At 59.1% G+C, this 15551-nt stretch carries 11 protein-coding genes; 7 read left to right on the forward strand and 4 right to left on the reverse strand.

What is annotated here, in order from left to right:
* Positions 1 to 68: 68 nt before the first annotated feature.
* Positions 69 to 779: an alpha/beta fold hydrolase gene (locus Q1A51_RS06510; protein ID WP_299598520.1), complete on the forward strand. Its 711-nt coding sequence runs from the start codon at positions 69 to 71 to the stop codon at positions 777 to 779.
* 488 nt (positions 780 to 1267) lie between these two features.
* On the opposite strand, the gene Q1A51_RS06515 is transcribed toward Q1A51_RS06510, so the two are convergent.
* Complete coding sequence (locus Q1A51_RS06515; RefSeq protein WP_299598515.1) at positions 1268 to 6211, reverse strand: ExeM/NucH family extracellular endonuclease; 4944 nt, start codon at positions 6209 to 6211, stop codon at positions 1268 to 1270.
* Between the two features lie 353 nt (positions 6212 to 6564).
* On the opposite strand from Q1A51_RS06515, the gene Q1A51_RS06520 reads away from it, so the two are divergent.
* A complete protein-coding gene (locus Q1A51_RS06520) occupies positions 6565 to 7785 on the forward strand; it encodes an alpha-D-ribose 1-methylphosphonate 5-triphosphate diphosphatase (protein WP_299598512.1) in 1221 nt (406 codons plus the stop codon).
* Between the two features lie 241 nt (positions 7786 to 8026).
* Here Q1A51_RS06520 and Q1A51_RS06525 read toward each other — a convergent pair whose 3' ends face one another.
* A complete protein-coding gene (locus Q1A51_RS06525) occupies positions 8027 to 8608 on the reverse strand; it encodes a DUF6151 family protein (RefSeq protein WP_299598509.1) in 582 nt (193 codons plus the stop codon).
* A gap of 3 nt (positions 8609 to 8611) precedes the next feature.
* Positions 8612 to 9886 carry a polyhydroxyalkanoate depolymerase gene (phaZ, locus tag Q1A51_RS06530; protein ID WP_299598506.1) on the reverse strand — a complete coding sequence of 425 codons (1275 nt, stop codon included), beginning with the start codon at positions 9884 to 9886 and terminating at the stop codon, positions 8612 to 8614.
* A gap of 149 nt (positions 9887 to 10035) precedes the next feature.
* On the opposite strand from phaZ, the gene phaC reads away from it, so the two are divergent.
* The 3 genes from phaC (at position 10036) to Q1A51_RS06545 (ending at position 12990) form a co-directional block, all read left to right on the forward strand.
* A complete protein-coding gene (gene phaC, locus Q1A51_RS06535) occupies positions 10036 to 11841 on the forward strand; it encodes a class I poly(R)-hydroxyalkanoic acid synthase (RefSeq protein ID WP_299598503.1) in 1806 nt (601 codons plus the stop codon).
* Positions 11842 to 11983: 142 nt separating this feature from the next.
* On the forward strand, positions 11984 to 12433 hold the full coding sequence (locus tag Q1A51_RS06540; protein WP_299598500.1) for a phasin family protein: 450 nt from the start codon (positions 11984 to 11986) through the stop codon (positions 12431 to 12433).
* A 110-nt stretch (positions 12434 to 12543) separates the two neighbouring features.
* On the forward strand, positions 12544 to 12990 hold the full coding sequence (locus Q1A51_RS06545) for an NUDIX domain-containing protein (RefSeq protein WP_299207374.1): 447 nt from the start codon (positions 12544 to 12546) through the stop codon (positions 12988 to 12990).
* Here Q1A51_RS06545 and Q1A51_RS06550 read toward each other — a convergent pair.
* On the reverse strand, positions 12957 to 13832 hold the full coding sequence (locus Q1A51_RS06550; protein ID WP_299598496.1) for a LysR family transcriptional regulator: 876 nt from the start codon (positions 13830 to 13832) through the stop codon (positions 12957 to 12959). The two genes, Q1A51_RS06545 and Q1A51_RS06550, sit on opposite strands and share 34 nt — an antisense overlap.
* A gap of 99 nt (positions 13833 to 13931) precedes the next feature.
* On the opposite strand from Q1A51_RS06550, the gene Q1A51_RS06555 reads away from it, so the two are divergent.
* Together Q1A51_RS06555 and phaR are read left to right on the forward strand one after the other, a co-directional pair.
* Positions 13932 to 14843 (forward strand): NAD(P)H-binding protein, encoded by a 912-nt coding sequence (locus Q1A51_RS06555; protein WP_299598493.1) that lies wholly within the window; start codon positions 13932 to 13934, stop codon positions 14841 to 14843.
* Between the two features lie 104 nt (positions 14844 to 14947).
* A complete protein-coding gene (gene phaR, locus Q1A51_RS06560; protein ID WP_299598490.1) occupies positions 14948 to 15505 on the forward strand; it encodes a polyhydroxyalkanoate synthesis repressor PhaR in 558 nt (185 codons plus the stop codon).
* The last annotated feature ends 46 nt before the right edge of the window (positions 15506 to 15551 follow it).

Raw genomic sequence — 15551 nt, forward strand, 5'->3', positions numbered from 1 at the left:
GCGGCAGGCCATGGTAAACAAAACGTTAATCAGCAGGCAGCAGATGGCGCGAATGGCAGGGCAGGGGCATGGCTGAGCCCCTTGTTTTTCTTCCCGGAATGATGTGCGACGCGCGGCTCTTTGGTCCGCAGATTGCTGAATTGTCTTCCGAATTTTCGGTGATGGTGTCGCCTGTAACCCGCGGGGAACGGATCGAGGAGATCGCAAGCGGCCTGCTCGACGAACTTCCCCAACGTTTCGCGCTGGCAGGTCTATCCATGGGCGGGATCGTCGCAATGGAAATCCTGCGCCGCGCTCCGGATCGCGTCACCCGACTGGCGCTGATGGACACCAACCCGCTGGCTGAAACGCCGCAGGTCGCGGCGGCCCGCGAGCCTCAGATCGTGAAGGTCCGGACGGGGCGGATGCAAGAGGTGATGCGGGATGAGATGAAGCCCAACTACCTCGCGCCCGGACCTTATGTGAACGAGATCCTCGATCTCGTGATGGACATGGCGTCTGCCCTTGGGCCGGAGGTTTTCATGCGCCAATCCCGCGCCTTGCAACGCCGCCGGGACCAGCAGGGCACGCTGCGGAAATGTAAGGTCCCGACCTTGGTTCTGTGTGGTGCGCATGATGAATTGTGCCCGGTCAAACGGCATACGTTCATGGCAGAGCTGATCCCGGGAGCCGAGCTGAAAGTGTTGGACGACGCGGGGCATTTGCCGACGCTGGAGATGCCAGCGGAGACGACACAAGCGCTGCGAGACTGGTTGAAACAGCCGCTGATCTTGCGGTGAGAACGGGTTTGTCCCCGCGGGGACAAGCTGTTCGGTTCAGAGACGAATTCTCAATGACTTCGGGATTGTCGTGGAGAAAGAGAGGGTTGGCCCTGCGCACGGTGTGATATGTGCATGTTAACCGGTGGCGAGGCAGACTGACCCTCGGAGGGGGGGCGGCATTGTGACGGCTGGAATTAAGTCTGTCGCAAAGACCCCACATTGGACTGTTAAGTTGGTATGCCCAGACGCGGGTTTTGTGCAATCCGGCTGAGTGTCTCTCCGAGCCCATCTGAATCATTGCGGCTTTGCATTGCGTGCCCTCGCAGCGCAAATGACTGCTGCAGGTGCGGGTGATCGCACATCAAATGCCAATGCGCAGAAGCGATGCCTCTTCTGCTCAAATCCGTCGAAGAGGCATCGCACTTTACTTTAAGACCGTTGCCAAACTTCGTGGTCTAGCAAGCGCGTGCGCCAAGACTGCAAGGCGCACGCGTCAAAGTGTTGGCTCACCCAACCAGAATGTCATCCGGATTGGTGTTGATACCAATAATCAGCGGATCGTGATCGGACGACGCAAACAGGCTGTCTTCGAAGAAGTTCGCGTTGTTGAATGCCGAGTTGTAGTTCAAGAGGTCTGGTTCGTCGGCGTTGATGTGCCACTCGGCTGCACCGGTGATCCATCCGGCCATGTCATCCGAGGCGATGGCATGATCAAGAGAACCCCGCTGACCGTCAAAGACAAAACTGTATGCCTCGTCTTGGCCGATGAACTGATCAATCAGGTCCACCAGACCGGGATCATCGGCAAGCGATTGCACCGGATCTTCCTGTGCATAGGCGTTGAGATCGCCCATGATGATGAAGTTGGACACACCACCGCCCATGTAGTCATTTTCGATCCAGGTCTGGACCTCGGCCGCGGCGTCGGCGCGAACCTGGTTCCAGAACGCCTGACCGTCCCCCTGGTCGTAATTGGGGTCGTTGATCAGCGCATCGATATCGGCCTGCGTGATGTCCGTGCCACCGCCGTCCAGATAGTCTTGCGCGGCTTCGACCAGATCGTCCAACCCGCTTGGGCCTTTCGATTTGAAGTGGTTTGAAACGATGGTGAACGTCTCGCCAGTCTCATTGTCTTCGAACGTGGCCGCGACCGCAGGGCGGTTCCGTTGGAAATCACCAACTTGAGCATCTGACGGCACCACAGCGTTCAGAACCTCTGCCAGGGCAAAGGTTGTCGCGGCTGAACTTTCGTCGAACGCGAGGAATTCGGAATGCACAACCGACACAGCGTTGGCGTCATAGACGATGCCGGTTGTAATAGCATCGGTTCCGATAAAGCCTGCGTCGGTTGTTGGATCGACAAAGGCGTAGTTGGCGCCTGATCCGGTGTCCGTCGCTTCCACGTTCAGCGCATCGACCAGGGTCGCGATGGCCGAGTCCGCTCCGAAACCGCCGTTCTCGATCTCTTGCAGGGCGAAAACCTCTGCCCCGGTCCCTGTGATGGCGTCCACCAGCTTGTCGGTCTGCCGTTCAAGATCGGCCTCGGTTGAGGCCCCGCGCGGGTCCAGACCATTCGGGCCAGAGCCGCCTTCGCCACGCAAGGTAGAGAAGTAGTTCAGCACGTTGACCGATGCGACCTGGATGTTTCCGCCAACGTCCGGTGCTGTTTCTTCACGCGCGCCGGAATTGGTGCTTTCGTCGATATCCAGCGTCCCTTCGACCAGCATGCGGTATTCGCCAAAGCCAAAACTCATGACGCCGGTGGTCGGCCCGTCAAGCTCTGCGCCAAGGCGCAAAGTCGGTCCATCCTCGGTAAAGGTGTCGCCTGAATCAAGGAAACCATTGCCATTGTCGCCATCTGTCGTGTTGGCAATGTACTGGAACTCGTCCGGGTTCTGCTCTGACACACCGTCGTCGATCAGCAGCCGGTTATTAGCATTCTCTTCAGCCAGGGCCGCAACGTCTGCCGCTTCGGTTTGCGCATCGAAAATCTGGGTTGGTTGGGTCTGTATGCCCGCCGAGACGGTGATTTCACCAAAGCGGTCAAGGTTGAAGTTCTCGATCACCGTGATGTTTTCGCCTTCGACACCGCTGTCGAGTGTAAAGCGCATGCCTTCGATGGCCTCAAAGTTCTGCGCGGCACCGCTGAGCAAGACGGTGGCTGCGGTTGGAAGCGCATTGCCCGATGACACGACTTGTATCCGATCCTGGGACAGTTGTGTCTGGCCAAAGAATTCGTCAACCACGCCGCGTGTCACGACCAGATCGCCAACAGCCGGTTGGTTCTCTCCCCCGGTGAAAACGAATATCCCCTCCGAGGTCAGGGCGTTGCCGTCATCATCAGCGTCCTCTTCCTGCAGGAAGTACCCGTTCTCGGTCACGTAGGTGACGATCGCTTCGACCGTGACGACCTGATCCACCAATTCGCTTTCAGCGCCTTCACCCTGAATGTCGGAAATCAGCACCCGGTCGTCATCGTCCAACACTTCGACCGACGCCGTTGGGATCACGATGTCACCGCCCACTGGGTTGGTGAGGGTCACGGTGAAGGTTTCATCGTCTTCGATCACCGTGTCGCCCGTCACTTCAAATGTGACCGTGGCGCAGGTTTGGCCTTCCGCAAACTCCACGGTGCCGGTCGGGAGGGTGCCGCCAAAATCCTCTGCATCGACATCGCCGCCGATGGTGAACTCAACGCTGCCTGCCTCGGACACGTCGCCGTCGCGTGTGATTTCAAAGCTGACTTCGGTCACGCCGTCGTCGCCTTCAAACACGTCGCCGCTCAGCGCGGCAATGGAATAGGTGGGGGCTTCGGGCTCTCCTGTTCCGCCGGTCCCCTCGATGACGAGGTTTTGAAAGGCAAACGCCTCGGACCCGCCGTCGGTTTCGGCGGTGAAGGTCAGGTTCAGGGTGGACCCGGTGCCTTCGATCGATCCGGTCAGGGTTTGCAACATGTTGGACAGAACCTCGCCCGATCCGGCAAGGGTCAGAGGGTCGCTTAGCGTTTCGACGCTTCCGCCCGCGAGGGTGTAGTCGAGTGACGCTGCTTCGTCGGCGACGAAGTCGAACAGAGACATCTCGGTGCCGCCGTCGATATTGTAGGTGAAGGTGAAGCTGTCGGAGCTTTCGAAATCGCCCATGGCGCCCGCGTCAATCGACAGCATCAGGTCGCTGAAGCCGGAAATGTCAAAGGCCCATGTGGCGGACACCGGACCGGATGTGTCGCTGTTGACCGTATCTGTTGCGCCAAAGAACGGGTCGGTGTTGGTGCTGCTGTCGATGATGCCGAGGCTGTCGCTTGGGAAGCTTCCGGCGCTGTCATCCACAAGGCTGAACGGTATGGACCCGCTTGTGCCCACCTGGAAGATCCCGAATCCGTCCCCGGCGCTGGAAAAGTCTGGCGCGTTGTTTGTGAAGGAAATCAGGTTCACATCCGCACCACCCGTCAGGGTCGACGCAACCACTTGGGGGCCAGCGGGTGTCGCCGCTTCGATCACGAGGTTCTGGATGGCAAACGCTTCTGATCCGCCATCCGTGTTGGCCGTCAGAGTGACGTTGAGAACGGACCCTGTGCCGGCCAGATCGGCGCTGAGCGTTTGCAGAACATTGGACAGTACCTCACCCGTTCCGGCCACGGTCAGCGGGTCATCCAGCGTTTCGACGTTGCCGTTCGCTAGCGTGTAATCCAGCGTAGCATCCTCATCCGCGACGAATTCGAACAGCACGACATCTGCGCCGCCATCGATGTTGTAGCTGATGACAAAGCTGTCGGAGCTTTCGAAGTCGCCCATGGCGCCCGCGTCGACACTCAGGCTGAGATCGCTTTCGCCGGCGATGTTGAACGACCATGTGGCTGTGACATCCCCATCATTGTCGTTGTTTTGCGTATCGGTGGCGCCAAAGAAGACATCGGTGTTGCTGTTGCTGTCGATGATGCCGAGGCTGTCGCTTGGGAAGCTGCCGGCGCTGTCATCAACAAGGCTGAAAGGTACAGAGCCTGACCCTGCTTCAAAGAAGCCAAACCCGTCTCCGGCGCTAGTGAAAGTCGGCGCGGAGCTGACGAAATCGAGCAGGCCCAGCGATGCGCTGCCGACCATGTCAAATGCAATCGTGCTGGTTCCACTGCCGCCCGTTTGAGGGGCGGGGATGACTTGCACTGCGACGCTGCGGGTGGTGGTTTCGGTGCCATCGGACACTGTCAGATCAAGGTCGTAGATGTTGTCCCCGCCTGCGTCGAGCGGATTGTCCACCTCTGGCGGTGCGACAAAGCTGATGGCTCCGGTCTCTGCATCGATTGTGAACAACTCGGCATCGTCGCCTGACAGCGAAAAACTCAGCGTGTCGCCGTCGGGATCGTCCGCGCTTATGACGGCTTGGAACGTGCTGTTGCCTTCGATCAAGCAGATCTGGTCGACGGCCAGCAGGTTTGGCGCTTCGCCTTCACCTTCGATGGTGACGGTGACTGTCGCCGTTACTGTGCTGCCGTTGCCATCAGTGACCATGTAGGTGAATGTGTCGGTTGCGGTTTCTCCGGCACCGAGGCTGTCAAACACCGAACCCGGATCATACGTCACCTCGCCGTCAACGAGGCTGACCGTGGCGCCGGAGGCGCTGGTTTCCGAAACAGCCGTAATTTCAAGCGCATCACCGTCCGCGTCCGTATCATTGGCTAGCAAGGCAGCCGTCGTTATGGTCAGGACGCCGCTTTCGCTGACGGTTGCTGTGTCATCACCTGCGATGACCGGATCATTTTCGCCGGTGATTGTAACTGTGACGGTGGCCATGTCCGTTCCGCCATTTCCATCATCGACGACATAAGTAAACGTGTCCGTGGCCGTTTCACCTGCGCCCAAATAGTCAAAGACTGTGCCCGGATCATAGCTGATTTCGCCATCGTTGAACGTGACCTGCGCACCGGCTGCGCTGACGGCCGAAACGGAGGTGATCTCGATCATATCGCCGTCGAACTCGCGATCGTTGTCCAAGAGCGCGTTGGCCGTGATGGTCAAGGTCGTGTTTTCCAAAGTCGCAACTTCGTCGTCGCCTGCAAGAACGGCGTTGTTCTCGCCGTTCAGGAAAAGGGTATAGTCGTCTGCCGCAAAATAGAGGGCCTCGACACTGTAAAGCGTGTCGCGGCCCGCATCCTCAACACTCGGGTTGATGGAGGTTACGGTGGTTGGGCCCCACCAACTGCGTACGTTGATGGAGTAGTCGTCGATTGATCCGGCATACTGTGCCGTATCAAACCCAAGGCCACCAAAGATCCGATCGTTTCCGGCGCCGCCGTCAATGACATCATTTCCGAAACCGGCAAAGATCCGGTCGTTTCCAGCGCCCGACGTGATGGTATCGCTTCCGCCAAATGCGAAGATGTAGTCTCGTCCATCGGTGCCTGTCAGGACATCATCTCTCCAGGATCCGAATTCAAAGTTACGATAGTGGCGGCTCATATCGATTCCCCTTTAGGAAGACTCTTGGGTGTTGTGTTCGCATCAAACTGTGAAAGTTTTTGAACAATAGAGCGACAGTATCGGAGGCCGATTTTTTCTCCAACTGGTTGTATTCAAGACGGTGCAGTATCGGCCAAATTCTGCGTGCATTTTGTGCAGAACCTAATTTGTCTGGACGCGTACTGCGTCCGGCACACCTCATATGCTCAATAATCCGGCGGCCGCGCCAAGCAGGGCGGGGACAGGAGGGGCGGGAGAGCTTGTTCTTGGGCCTTGCGTGCCGCAAGCTGGAAGACCGCGAGCCCGAGAAACTGGGTTCATACCATTGGCACCTGACTATGGAACGGCTGTAGATGATCACCTTTGAAGGCGCGCAGGTCTATCTGCCGGATGGTATCGCGGAAACCAGTGTAACAATCGACGAAGGGCGGATTGCCGAGATCGGCGGCCCCGCGCAAGGCGCGGTGATTGATGCGCGCAGCCTGATCCTTGCGCCTGCCTTGATCGACGTGCATGGCGATGCGTTCGAGCGGCAGTTGATGCCGCGCCCGGGTGTGTACTTTCCGACCGCAACCGCGGTGATTGATACCGACCGGCAGCTGGCCACGAATGGCATCGCGACGGCTTACCACGCAATCACCCTTGGGTGGGAACCCGGCCTGCGCGATGTGCATCGTGGACGCGATCTGATGCAAGCCATGCGCGATCTGGCCCCCCGGCTGACGGTGGAAAACCGGGTGCAGTTGCGGTGGGAAACCTTTGCGTTCGAGGCGCTGGACGTGATCGAATGGGCACTTGCGGGACCGCTGTTGCCATCGATCGCCTTCAACGATCACACATCAATGGTGATGCGCGGCTATGATGTCCCGATCCAGGAACGGGCGTTCGAACTGTCCCCCGAATTCTCGGTTGCCGCGTTGGATGATGACCGCATGAAGGTGCGCACCGTTGCAAAGGCCCGTCGTGCAGGGTTGGGCGAGGACGACTACATCGCGCTTCTGGGCGAGGTTTGGACCCGGCGCAGCGCGGTTCCCGATATGATCGCCAAGGTGGCCGAGATGGGCCGCGCGGTGGGCGCACCGATGCTGAGCCATGACGACACGCGCGACGAAACCCGTGCTTATTTCCGGACACTTGGCGCCGATGTGGCCGAATTTCCGATGGTGTTGGAAGCCGCAGAAGCCGCACGCGCAGGCGGCGACCCGATCATCTTTGGCGCACCCAACGCGGCGCGGGGCGGCAGCCATATCGGCTCTCTCAGTGCCGGCGATATGGTCGAGGCGGGTCTGTGTGATGCACTGGCCTCGGATTACTTTTACCCTGCCATGCTGGCCGCCATTGCAAAGCTTGATGAAGAGCGCCGTGCGGATCGCCACGCGCTTTGGTCGTTGATCTCAACCGGTCCGGCACGAGCGATGAAGTTGAACGACCGCGGCGAGATCGCAATCGGCAAGCGTGCCGACCTTGTTCTGGTCGACTGGCCGGAAGCGTCTGTTCCGGCCGTGCAGGGGACATGGGTGGCCGGCCGCTGCGCCTATCGTGGTGTGCCTTTTGCGTCGAGCAGTCCGGCGTGACCCGTTGACCCGTAACACAGCTTAACGTCAGTGGATGTTTGGCCGCCCCCTTACTCTTCGACAGCAGAAGAGTTTGACGGGCAGTTTGGCGCCTGCTTACCACAATGTGGTTCAGTGATTGAATTGTGGTTTTAGGCTGTTATCCGACAAGGGGAGCCGCCGCGGAGGCGACAAGCAGAACCTCAAATTCATGTCTGCGGTGCACCAATCATGGCCACGCATGAGGGGTTTCTAGAAAGAGTTAACCCCGGTTGGGATAAAGTCCGGCACGTTCCTTATCCGACACCACGTGGATGTTCCGGACGGGCGTTCCGTCTGCATTAAAAAACGGTGTCTGTTTCCATAGGCCCGTGATCCGCCGCGATAGCGCACGTTTGGCGAAACCGAACATGAATTTCAGACCACCTTCATTCCCGCGTTTGCCGTTTGGTTTGCGGACAAATGCCCGGGCCACGACTGGCCCAAGTGCGCTGTCATCCTCAAGCCGATCTGTGCGGAACGAGGCAAAGGGCATCTTGGGGGTGCGCATCGTTTTGAACAGGATGGCGCCGCAGCAGCGGGCTTGCCACTGCAGGAGCCCCTTGTCAGAGAGGGAGAAGACGGCGAGCTGGTCTTTGCCCGCGTCGAACCGCACACGGTCCGGCACGGTTTGATACAGTTGTACACCGCCCGGTGCCGGGTCGGGCTGACCGGCATAAAGTTCGGTCGCACGGCAATCGTGGCAATAGCATTCGACGCGGGTGCCGTTTGTGGGGGACACGCCCAGAAGAGTGCCCCGCAATGTCCCACAGTCACAGGCGAAGGGAATATCCGCGCCTGCCATGGCTTACGCTGCTTTGTTTTTGTTGGCCGCCTTCTTCGGAGGTGTCTTGGGGGAGTTCGCGTCGATGAACTCAAGCACAAGGGGGCGGATGTTGTTGCGCCAGCTTTTACCCGCGAAGATGCCGTAGTGGCCTGCGCCGGGTTCCACATGGCTCGCCTTCTTCTCGTCCGGCAGGCCCGTGCAAAGGTCGAGCGCGGCAACGCATTGGCCGGGGGCCGAGATGTCGTCGTTCGCGCCTTCGACGGTTTTGACCGCGACAGTTGTGATCTTGCCGATGTCGATCTGCTTGCCGTTTACGGAAAAGATGTTCTTGGCAATCTCGCAGCGTTTGAAGATGCGGTTGACGGTGGACAGGTAGAACTCGGCCGTCATGTCCATCACGGCAAGGTATTCGTCGTAGAAGCGATTGTGCTTGTCGTGGTCGCTTGTTTCGCCCCGCGCGGCGCGCCCGATTTGGTCTGTAAAGGCTTTGGAGTGTTTTTCGGCGTTCATCGACATGAACGAGGCCAGCTGTAGAAGGCCCGGATAGACCATTCGTCCGACGCCCGGGTATTTGAAGCCCACGCGCTGGATCATCGTTTCCTCAAGCTGGCCCATGGTGACGCGGCGGCCAAAGTCGGTCACCTCCGTCGGCGTGGCGTCGGGGTCGATGGGACCGCCGATTAGGGTCAGGGAACGCGGTTGCGCCTTTGGGTCTTCCTCGGCCAGGTAAGCGGTGGCGGCGAGCGTCAGCGGTGCGGGCTGGCAGACGGCGATCACGTGCGTGTCGGGGCCAAGTTCGCGCATGAAGTCGACAAGGTAGAGCGTATAATCCTCGACATCGAACTTGCCGGCGCTGACCGGGATGTCGCGGGCGTTGTGCCAGTCGGTGATATACACCTCGCAATTGACCAGCAGCGATTTGACGGTCGAGCGCAGCAGCGTGGCGTAGTGGCCTGACATGGGGGCCACGAGCAGGATCTTCCGCGGCTGGGTCTCGCGACCGGACACGTTGAAGTGGATCAGATCGCCAAAGGGCTTTTCAACCACCTTGTCGATACTCACAAGGTGATCGCGGCCATCTTCGCATGTGAAGGTGCGAATGCCCCAGTCGGGTTTGGCGACCATTCGTTCAAAAGTACGTTCCGTCACCTCACCCCAGGCAGACATCATTTGCAGCGCCGGGTTGGGCAGGGCGGCAAAGGCGGGGTAGGCACCAATTGCACGGGCCGTGGCGCCCAGCCACTGGTTCGTGTTCCGCATGGTTTCCATGAAGTCGTAGCTGATCATGTAGCGCATGGCGCTTTCCTTCACTTTGGGGCGGGTACGCACGATCCCGCGTCGGACGGTTTGTCGCTTTGCCCCCTGAAACATGCGACCATAGATAAGCGGCGACTGCCGCGTGCAAACATTGCTGCACGTGCGAACACTACGGGGAAGACCTTAACATGACAACCAACGACACAACCGGTGGTGCTGTCTCGGGGGAAAACCTCGATAAATTGAATAGTAATCTCCGTAAGGTTGAGGAGTTGACGCAACGACTCACCCAGGTTTTGACGCACCGCAGCACGCATAATGCTGCACTCGACGGGCCGAATCAGGAGCTGTTCACAAAGGCGGCCACCGCGTACTGGCACGAAGCCTTCCGCGATCCAGCCAAGGTGCTGGAGCACCAGTTGCAGTTCTGGTCGAAATCCGTGACCCATTTTGTCGAGGCGCAGCAAGCGCTGGCATCGGGCAAGTTGCAAGCCCCGGTCGATCCCGGCCCCAAGGATCGCCGCTTTGCCAATCCGCTGTGGGACACGCATCCCTACTTCAACTACGTCAAGCAGCAATACCTGATCAACGCAGACGCCGTTACCCAAGCGGTCGAGGGCGTGTCGGACCTCGATCCGAAGGAGAAGCAGCGCCTCGCCTATTTCTCGCGTCAGATCGTTGACATGATGGCGCCCACGAATTTTCTGGCGACCAACCCGGATGCGCTGGAAAAGGCAGTGGCCACCGAGGGTCAAAGCCTGATCGACGGGCTTGAGAACCTGATTTCCGATCTGGAGGCCAATAACGGCGAACTGATCGTGAAATTGGCTGACGACAAGGCGTTCGAGCTGGGCGGCAACATCGCCACCACGCCCGGCAAGGTCATCTACCGCAACCGGATGATGGAGCTGATCCAGTACACGCCCACCACCGAGAAGGTGCACAAGACACCGGTGGTGCTGTTCCCGCCATGGATCAACAAGTTCTACATCCTGGACCTCAAACAGCAGAATTCGCTGGTGAAGTGGATTGTCGAACAGGGGCACACGCTGTTTGTCGTGTCCTGGGTGAACCCCGACGCGACCTATGCCGGGGTCGGGATGGAAGACTACATCGAGGACGGATATCTGGCCGCGATCCGCGAGGCCAAGGGCATCACCGGCCAGAAGCAGGTCAATGCCATTGGCTATTGCATCGCTGGCACCACACTGTCCCTGACCCTCAGCCTGCTGAAACAGCGCAAGGACAAGTCGATCAAGTCCGCCACGTTCTTTACTGCGCTGACTGATTTCGGTGATCAGGGAGAGTTCACGCCGTTCCTGACCGATGACTTTATTGACGGGATCGAAGCGGAGACAAAGGACAAGGGTATTTTGCCCTCGGTCATCATGGCGCGAACATTCACTTTCCTGCGGTCCACCGACCTCGTCTATACGCCCGCGATCAAGAGCTACATGATGGGCCAAACGCCACCTGCATTTGATCTGCTCTATTGGAACGGGGACGGGGCCAACCTGCCAGCCAAGATGGCCATGCAGTATTTGCGCGGTCTATGTCAGCGCAATGAGCTGGCTGAGGGCGGGTTCGACCTGATGGGGCATCACCTTGAACTGGGCGATGTTGATGTGCCGCTTTGCGCCATCGCGTGCGAGACGGATCACATCGCACCCTGGAAAGACAGCTATCGCGGCGTGCAGCAGATGGGGTCCAAGGACAAGACGTTCATAATGACCCAATCGGGTCACATCGCGGGGATCGTGAACCCGCCCAGCAAGAACAAGTACGGGCACTACACCAATGAAGATATGAGCCTGGATCACGAGGCGTGGTTGAAGGCTGCGGATTTCCACGAAGGGTCGTGGTGGCCGCGTTGGGGCGCCTGGCTGAAAAAGCGGGGTGGGGCGATGGTGAATGCACGTAAGCCGGGTGATTCTGCCCATCCCGTGCTGGAAGATGCCCCCGGATCCTATGTGACTGTCAAAGCAAGACCCTGATTTCCCACGTCCTTTCCGCAACGGAAAGCTATTTTTGCTGCAGTGCAGCAAAAGGGTTGATTTGCTGCACTGCAGCATGTATATCTTGTGCAGACGCAGAAACGTGGGGATGGGCCCGCAGCGCTCACAAGGATTGAAGACAATGGCCAAGCAAGCACAAGACATGACCGCGATGTTCAAAGACATGATGGGTGCATTCCCCGTCGACACAGCGGCAATGGAAGACGCATTCAAAACAGCGACCACGCTGAACGAAAAACTGAGCCACGTCGCCATCGACGCGGCCGAAAAATCCACCGAAATATCCTCGAAGTGGACCAAAGAAACTCTGGCGAAACTGGGCGACATGTCCAAAGCCAAAGCAGAGCCTGCCGACTACGCCAAAGCGATGACCGACTTCGCGTCGTCCTACGCTGAAGTGACAGCCGAGCACATGGCCGCTTTCGCTGAGGTTGCCAAGAAAGTCCAAATGGACACGGTTGAACTGATGATGGCCGCAGGCAAAGACATCAGCGAAGACGCGCAAGCCGTAGTGAAAAAAGCGACCGGTGACATGACCGCCGCTGCCAAGAAAGCTGCTGCTGCGAAGTAAGTCGCACACGATATATCGCGCCAACTTTCCTCCCTGAAAGGCGCGGTGACTATGGCGGGCCCCAAGTGGCCCGCCTTTTTCTTTGCCCTGGCCCGTGCCATGCTGCTGCGATGACCGTCCCCTGCACAGTTGAAAAATCGGTTGTTGCGATTGTGCGCGAATTTACCGTGCTTGCATTTCGCCATCCGCAGGCGGGGGTACAATTGCCCAAGGGCACGCGTGAGCTTGGCGAGTCTCCGGAGGAGACGGCGCGGCGTGAGGTGTTCGAAGAGGTGGGGGTGGTGCTGTCGGAGCCCTTGCTTGCGCTGGGTCAATGGATCTGTCCCGACCCTACCTCGATCTGGCATGTCTTTGTTGCCGATGCGCCGCCCGGGTTGCCCCCTACGTGGAGGCACGCGCCCACGGGCAGTGACGAGGAACGCCGCCATGTCTTTGACGTGATCTGGGTGCGGATGGGCGATGCGCTGGACGTGTTCCATCCGCTCTTTCACCCCGTCCTGAACGTGGTGTGCGCCCATCTGGATCAGGTGGGCAATACGCGCGCCAGCCAATCATAGACCCGCCGCACACGCGGGATGCGCCGCAGGTCCGGGTGGGCTGTGAGCCAGAGCGGCATGCTGCCCACATCCATATCCTTTGATACTCGAACCACGCGTGGATCCGCGTCGCCCACGCGGCGTTGACCAAACCCAATGCCGTATCCGGCCACCACCATGTGCCAGCACAGGACCTGGTCATCGCTGCGGAAGGCAAAGAAGTCGCGGCCTACCTTGAACCCACGCTGGGCAAAGCCATCGATGATCAGGGAGCTGCGGTCATAGCCGATCATGCTGTGGTGCATCAGGTCGTCGAGCGTGTCTGGCGCGCCGTGTCTTTCGATGTAGCTGGGGGCGGCATATGCGCCAAGCGGCAGGTCCGCGATGTGTTTGGCGATCACGTCGGGCTGGGTGGGGCGGTACATGCGCAATGCGATATCCGCCTCGCGTCGCAGCAGGTTCTCGGTTGTATCGGACGCAATCACCTCGATCTCGATCCCAGGATAGGTGGCGTGCAATTCGCACAGGATCGGGGGAAGGATGAAGTTGGCGACAACATGGCTGGCCGTCAGTCGGACGGTGCCTGCAATCTCTTTTCCATGTCCATCGCGATCCGTCCCAAAGCGGGCGGCGGCATCGGCCATCGTTGTGGCATGTGCCAGCAGGTCGGTGCCCTCATCCGTCAGGACCATACCGCCGCTTGAGCGATCGAAAAGGCGGGTGCCCAAGGTCGCTTCGAGCTGGGCGATGTGGCGGCTGAGCGTGGGTTGGCTGCTGTTCTGTGCCCTTGCTGCGGCGGAGAGTGAGCCATGTTCAGCGACCGCGGCGAAGGATTGGATCTGGGACCAGTCTGGTTGGGTCATCTATTCATTTATGGATGGTTTGTTTTGAATTGACGTGGATCATATTCGAATTTCGTTCCTCTAGATAGGGTCCAGTTCAGAAATCGAGAGGACGAACACATGGCATCAGTCATTATTTTGGGTGCAAAGGGTCGGTTCGGGCGCGCGGCTGCGCAGGCCTTTGCAGAGGCGGGGTGGACAGTAACACGGGCCGGTCGCGGTCTCAGCGGCGCGGATTGTGTTGAGGTGGACGCGACGGACGCACAGGCACTGCAGGAGGCCTGCGTGGGGCAGGATGTGATCGTGAACGCGGTGAACCCGCCCTATGATCAATGGATGCGGACCATTCCTAAGCTGACCGATGCGGTGATTGCGGCGGCCCGTGCTGTTGGGGCGACCGTGATGATCCCGGGCAACATTTATAACTACGGACGTCTCTTGCCGCCTGTGCTGCGGGAGGACACGCCGTGGATCGCAAATACGCGAAAGGGCGGGATTCGCATTCGTATGGAGCAGACCTATCGTGACAGTGGGGTCCGGACCATCGTGCTGCGCGGCGGCGATTTCATCGATACCCAGCAGTCGGGGAATTGGTTCGAAAGCTACATTGCGCCCAAGGCGTCGCAGGGCAAGCTGACCTATCCCGGCCCGCGGGACTGCGTACATGCCTGGGCGTTTTTGCCGGACATGGCGCGGGCCATGGTGGGCCTTGCGGAGAAACGGGATCAGTTCAGCCCGTTCGAGGAATTCTCCTTTGAAGGATACGCGCTGACGGGCGATGCGCTGATCGCGCATGTTGAAAGAATTATGTGCAAACCGATGCGCGTGTCTCGATTGCCGTGGATCGGGGTTTGGGTGATGGGCCTCTGGTCTCCGTTGATGCGGGAAGTGTTCGAAATGAGATACCTGTGGCGCAGGCCGCATGCGATCGATGGGTCCAAGCTGCATGCTGCGTTGCCGGAGTTTCAGGCGACCCCGGTTGAGAAGGCCCTTGCTGTGTATCTGACTGAAAGTACGGATCCGTATGTTTAGGGGCTTTTCACTGCCTGAATTGCCGCAGGTGCACACACCCTTTCTTTTTTCCGATGCCGCGCCTAAGCTGCGTTGCAGCACGCGGCACCGGGGAGAACAGGCACGTGACAGACAAACCAGCACCACTGTTGATCAAGCGCTATGCCAGTCGGCGGCTCTACAACACTGAAACAAGCGACTACGTGACGCTCGAGGATATCTCGGGATTCATCCGCGACGGACGCGAGGTGCAGATTGTGGACCTCAAGACCGGGGATGACCTGACCCGCCAATACTTGCTGCAGATCATCGCCGAACACGAGAGCCGGGGCGAGAGCGTTCTGCCGGTGGATGTGTTGAACGACCTGGTGCGCAGCTACATGGGCGGTGGGGCGTCCGTGGTGCCGCAGTTCCTGCAAGCCTCGTTTGAAATGCTGCGCGATGGGCAAAGCAAGGTCATGGAAAACATGAATGCCATGAACCCCATGGCCAAGATGCCTGGCTTCGATTTGATGCAGGCGCAGCAGGAGGCATTCATGAAGGCCATGACAGGTGGGTTGGGCACTGGCTGGGGCGCGTCCGGACCTGCACCTGAAGCCGAGGACAAGGATGGTGGCGAAGACCTTGACGCCATCAAGAAACAACTGGCCGAGTTGCAGGACAAACTGTCGAAGCTGTCCTGACACCCGAAGGCACTGATCGCCTCGAAGCGTCAGTGCCTTCTACGGC

It is taken from the genome of uncultured Tateyamaria sp. (assembly GCF_947496075.1).
Lineage (GTDB): Bacteria > Pseudomonadota > Alphaproteobacteria > Rhodobacterales > Rhodobacteraceae > Tateyamaria.